Below are 5,798 nucleotides of genomic sequence, written 5' to 3' on the forward strand. Positions count from 1 at the left end.
CAGCCCTCACGGACTGTCTGTGGCCCGTCATGGACAGTCGGGAGGTTGTCGCGCCCGGTCTTAACGGTTCGCACGCGCTCCTCCCCTCCCTACTCGCTCGCTTCGCTCGCTCCTTGAGGAACGGGACTCCGCGCGACCGCCGAGTTGAAGCGTGTCACGGTCGTTGCCGAACAGCCAGATGTTGACACGGGGCACCCCTCACACATCGGCCGCGATTTCAGTGATTCGCTCGAGTGCCGTGTGCAAGTCACCTGCGACCACGGCATTGTCCGTCGTCAGTTCGAGCAGTGCGTCCGCTTGACGCTTCTGACGCTCTCTTTTGATGTAGTAACTGTTCTATGACCCCCCTGCTGACTCACGCACTAACATTCTAATTAAACGAATACCGACCGCTGCTGAACCCGTCTTTTGTATCTCGCACCTCGGCTCTACCGGACTCTGGGTAGGTTCCAGCGGCTGTGCTGCATACAGGGTGCGATGGTGTACACGAATTCGAACCATTTGCCCACGCTTTGTGATTCGGACAGCCGCTGTCTCGCTCCGGCTACCCGCTCGGCGAGTCGGTCGACCTGTCCAGCCGCCAGGTAGCGCCGAGAGCATCGATCAACCGACGATGGTCGCGAACGTGGACGAGCGGCAGTGACTCGTTCACGTTGGTGTCGTCGCCATCCAGATCTTCTGGGTCGGGGACCGTGAGCTGGAACGTCGGCGTGTCGTCGTCCACTCCGCCCAGTCGGACCGTCCTCGTGTCGAACAACCGATCAACGACATCCGTGCTCACCTCGAGATCGGTTACGGCACTCCGTTCGAGTCTGGCCTGTGGTTCCCCGAGCAGTCGGTCGTAGACGACGAGTGTGCCGTCGTAGCCCTGGTACTCCACGGTCCCGTACCGCAAGTACCGCGAGGTCGCCCTGACTCCGGCGAAGACGGCGATGACGCCGACGAAGACGAGGCCAATGGCCGTCGCGCCGAACGCGAGGAAGAACCCGGCCGCGAGATAGACGACGAGGACGCTGCTGGTGAGCGTGTACGTGCTGCCACAGTAGAGTGCGTCAAGCAGGGCCACGCCTCGCGGTGGCCGGGTGCGGACCACGGGGTCACCAGGGGGCACTTCCACGGGGACCGGCTCTAATTCGGTCTCGGCGCTCCCGTAGAGCCGGTAGAACAGTCCCCGAGTGCCGGGGTCGCGTGCCACTTGGAGCCGTCTGAGGTCGTAGAGGAGCTTCCCAGCGACGAGGAGCCCGAGGATGACCTCGCCGCTCACAGCGGCGCCCTGGAGTGGCCCAGCGACGAACAGCAGCGCACCAACGGCGAACAGCCGTTTGAACGGGACGAGGACGACTGAGCGTGGCGAGTGCTCTCGATACCCACCGTGGGCGAAGTACTCGCGGGCTGTTTCGAACCCTTCGGCGAGGAACACGCCGACGCCACCGAGCAACAACTGCTCGACGACTGGCGTCGTTATCGTCGGGTCGGTGAACGCGAAGACGAGGAACGACACGGCGACCTCAAGAGGTGCGAGGAAACACGCTGTCAGAAGCAAGATCGGGACGTTTCGTAGGTAGACGGGCGGAAGCTGCCCCGGAAGGGTGACTGACCCTCGTTTCGTCTGGAGTGGCCCGAGGAGTCGGTCGTCCCCGTCAATCATGTTCCGGGGGCGCTTGGCGGCGAAGGGGATCTTCACGACGGCCCAGAAGACGACTGCACATACTTCGAGGACGAACACCCCAAGGACGACCGCTATCGGCCAGTCGAGAAGGAGGACGCCGACCGGGACGACCAGTCCCGGGAGAAGGGCGGTAAATGGTATCGAGCGGAATGTGGCGGGAAACGGCACACTCACCGGTCTTGGCGTGGAAAAAACAACCTTGCGGTTGCTGACTTCATCCTCTATAGTCAGCAGCTGTCACCTGACAGCTGGTGAGCAGGTCAATTCCAGCGTACTGAACAGAGAGTGCGAATTGGCCATGAGAAAGCTCCGCAGTATCAATCGTCCGAAGTGACAGAGACAAGCAAGCTACTGTCAAGCCTCCGCAGTTCCCAGCCCATCGAACTGGCGCCTATAGAGAACGATGCAGAGGCTAAAGCCGATGAGTGTGGCGAGTACCCCGGGAACGAGATAGACGATGTTCGGGGAGCAACTGCCGCCCGCATCAACAACATTCGTGCACATTTGGCGCTGGTAAGCGTACCAAATTGCGATACCCCCACCGAAGATACCGAGTGCTCCCAAGGCCTGTAGAAGTCGTGTTCTCATAGTCGCAGAGTCAACGCACAGTCGCAAATATCTTGTAGACGGACAGATGCCGGTTCGACCAATACGCATGGTCGTTCTATCAGCGTATTCAGTAAACAGACGCCGAAACAGATGAACGTCGTTGCTGATTGCATTCTCTGTATGCAGCACGTCCGTACTGACAACCACAGGGGAGATTTTCTGGCCCGTGCTGCATACAACGCGCGAGTCGGTCAGACAGACGACTATAGGTCCCGACGTGGGTCCAAGAGCGAAATGGAGTCGGTGACCTCGCGACCGTAACGACTCGTCCTGATCTCTGTCAGTCGTCTATGGCGTTCGTCCCGCCGTCGCCGGCGACCGTATGCGATCCCCCTCTACCGGCGTTGGCCGCGATGCTCTCCCCCTCAGCCTCCGCTCCGGTGGGAAGCGAGAAGGTCGCGACCTGCGCCTGCAGGTTGCCGGCGAGATCGGAGAGCTCCTGAATGTTCGTCGAGACCGTCGAGATAGAGGATGTCTGCTCCTCGGTCGCCGCCGAGATGTCGCTGGCCTCCGCCGCGGTCTCCTCGCTCACGCTCGACACTTGCTCGACCACCGAGACGACCTCTTCCGTCGAGGCGGCCTGGTCGTCGGTGGCGTCGCTGATCTCTTCGATTCCGCTCTCGGCCTCCTCGACGGCGTCGGCGATCTCGTCAAACGTCCGGATAGCGCCCTCGATCGTCTCAGCACCGGTCTCGACGCGCTCGTTCGTCTCCACCATCCGACCGGCTGCCTCGTCGGTGGTTTCCTGTAGATCCTCGATACGTTCCTCGATCTCGGCGGTCGCCTGAGCGGCCTCCTCGGCCAGTTCCTTGACCTCGCCGGCGACGACAGCGAACCCCTCGCCGGCCTCGCCCGCCCGAGCAGCCTCGATAGAGGCGTTCAGTGACAGCATGTTCGTCTGTTCGGCGATGTCGTTAATCATCCCGACCACCTCGACGATTTCGTCCATCTCTTCCTCGAGCGTCTTGACCTCCTTGACGGCGGTGCCGACCTCCTCCTGGATGGCCCGGATCTCCTCGGTCGCCTCCGTGGCGCGGCTCTGCCCGGACTCGGCCTGATCGACGGCGGTTCCGGCAGTCGCGGCGACTTCCTCGGCCGAGGAGGCGATCTCCTCGATTGTCGCGGACATATCGTTCATTTCACGGGACACCTCGGCGAGACGCTCTTCCTGTCGGTCGGTACCCTCGGAGACCTCCTCGACGGACTCGGCTACGGCAGTGCTGGCCTCCTCGATCTCCTCGGCGCCGGCGGCCACGTCCTCGCTGGACGCCGCCGCCTCGTCCGCGATTCGTCGGACGGTCCCGACGCTCTCGGCGAACCGTCCGATCCCGTCGGCCAGCGACCCCAGCACCTCGCCGTAGGCACCGGGGAGGTCAGTCCGGATGTCGCTGTCGAGTTCGCCGTTCCGGAGGTCCGTACTCACCCGGCCGATCTCGTCGAAGCTCTCCGAGAGCTGGTCGGCCCCGGCCTCGAAGTCCGTCAGCACGACCCCGTACTCGCCCGCCCGGTCCGTCTCGATGTCGACATCGAAGTCACCCTTCCGGATTCCCTCACTCGCCTCGCGGATGTCCGCGAACCCCGCCTGCAACTCGTCGGTGCCGGCGTTGATGCCGCGCATGATCTCCCCGTACCTCCCGGGGAAATCCGTCCGGACGTCGCTCTGGATGTCGCCCCCCTCCAGGTTCCGACTGACATCGCCGAGTTCGGTGAAGACCCCCCGGAGGTCGTCCTGCATCGACTGGAACGCGTTGACCATCCGCCCGATTTCGTCGTCCTCGACGTGGCCGTCGACCTGGACGCTCAGGTCACCGTCGCTGGCAGCCACGGCAGCCGTCGAGAGTTGCTCGACGGGGGTCGTGATGCGGCGCGTGACGAACAACCCGATACCGACGGCCGCGATGAATGCCATCACCGACAGCGCCAGAATCTCCATCTTGCTGGTACTCGCGGTCCTGTCGGCGACGGTCAGTTGTTGCTCCATGTCGGCCTGGGCGGTCTCCTCGAGTTTCGTCGCCGTCTCCTCCATCTCGGCCCTAGCCGCTCCCATCTCGTTGCGGAGCTTCTCAGCGCGCTCCGTGTTGCCCGCCTCCAGCGCGGCGAAGTACTCCTGGCCCAGCTGGTCGTACTCCTGATGACGTTGCGCAAGTGTCTCCGCGCGCTCCTGTTGCTCGCCGGACAGCTCGGTCGACTGAATCGCGGACAGTTCCGTCTGGAAGTGCCCGCTCGCGTTCTCAAATTCGGCTCGGGCATCGGAGTGTCCCAGCTCGGCAGCGAGCACCTCGGCCCGCTGGTGCTTGAGCGCGACCTTCATCTCGGCAGCGGCGTCCATCTGCATGCCGTCCTTGCCGATGATGTGTGCCTCCTCGTCGACTTTCGTCACGCCGTGGTATCCGACGAACCCGGTCACGGCGACCAGTGACGCGACAAGCACGAAGGCCAGAATCAGTTTCGGCCCGAGATCAAGCCGGTCGATTGCAAGTTTGTCCAGCATATTTTGACTACCTATACAGCATTCAATAGAGGAGATTATCGCAACTCGTACTGTTACGAGACTCGATACCGCTATCCAGCCGGAACGTCTCTACCTTCCGCCGGCGCTGGTCAATTAGGATAGCGGTCCCGACTCGATCACGAACGTCTGAGTCTGTCTGGGCGATGCATCTGTTCTTCAACTGGTATATTCAGAGGAGGCCGATTTCGACCTGACTTTGATGCCGGATACACCCTCTCTAACAGCAGCTGTCACCTGACAGCTGGTGAGCAGGTCGATTCCAGCGTACTGAATAGATGGCGCGGGCCGTGGTTAGACGCTAGAAATATTGCCTGTACGGCGGGATTTCGTGGAAGTGAAGCAAACAGAATTCGATGTGCCCTCGAAACTCGCTCGCTTCACCGACCGATGTGTGGCATTATCTCAAAAGCTGTCGGGAGTGACGAAAACCAGCCTGTCAGGAAAGTGAAGATGGCTACGCTGATTGGGTGATCGTTGCTCTTCATGGACTCCGCGAGTATCTCGACCTTCCATATCGACGACTCCTCGATATCCTCCGTGAAATGCCTGATATCGTGGAGAAACTCGGACTGACGGTCGATGAACTCCCGGACTTTACCACGGTTTGTGCCCGGAAGCAGGAGCTGAAGATGCGGGTCTGGCGAGTGCTGTTGCGGCTGTCGGTGAATCTATTTGATACTGGAAAGATTCAGGCGATTGACTCCACCAGCCTCGCCCATCGATCGTCTAGCCACAACTACGCGAAACGTGTCAAAGGCACGTTTGAGTCGGTGAAAACCACACTTCTCGTGGATTGCTCGACGAGAGCAGTCCTTGACGTACACTGCTCGATGAACCTTCCACGCGACACACAAATCGCGTGGCAAGTCCTCACGAGAAATCTCGACGGCTTGGGAACTGTGGTCGCTGACAAAGGCTTCGACTGGGACAAACTTCGGCATAAACTGCGGAAAGAAGACATCAGACCAGTGATCAAGCACCGTGAATTCTACTCGCTTGATGCTGCGC

General features: G+C 61.2%; 2 protein-coding genes and 1 pseudogene. 1 reads left to right on the forward strand and 2 read right to left on the reverse strand.

Translation table 11 applies throughout. From position 1 onward, the window contains the following. Positions 1-544 precede the first annotated feature (544 nt). Both Q0964_RS15595 and Q0964_RS15600 read right to left on the reverse strand, forming a co-directional pair. On the reverse strand, positions 545-1,837 hold the full coding sequence (locus Q0964_RS15595) for a DUF6498-containing protein (RefSeq protein ID WP_299269344.1): 1,293 nt from the start codon (positions 1,835-1,837) through the stop codon (positions 545-547). Between the two features lie 721 nt (positions 1,838-2,558). After that, positions 2,559-4,769 (reverse strand): HAMP domain-containing methyl-accepting chemotaxis protein, encoded by a 2,211-nt coding sequence (locus Q0964_RS15600; RefSeq protein WP_299269346.1) that lies wholly within the window; start codon positions 4,767-4,769, stop codon positions 2,559-2,561. A 376-nt stretch (positions 4,770-5,145) separates the two neighbouring features. On the opposite strand from Q0964_RS15600, the pseudogene Q0964_RS15605 reads away from it, so the two are divergent. After that, positions 5,146-5,798, forward strand: a pseudogene (locus Q0964_RS15605) (IS5 family transposase); the annotation flags it as partial.

Origin of the sequence: Halorientalis sp. (assembly GCF_028275115.1) — an archaeon.
Classification (GTDB): Archaea; Halobacteriota; Halobacteria; order Halobacteriales; family Haloarculaceae; genus Halorientalis.

Coding starts and splice junctions, on each gene's coding strand:
- Q0964_RS15600 (WP_299269346.1), bottom strand. CDS start 4,769: ATGCTGGACAAACTTGCAATCGACCGGCTTGATCTCGGGCCGAAACTG.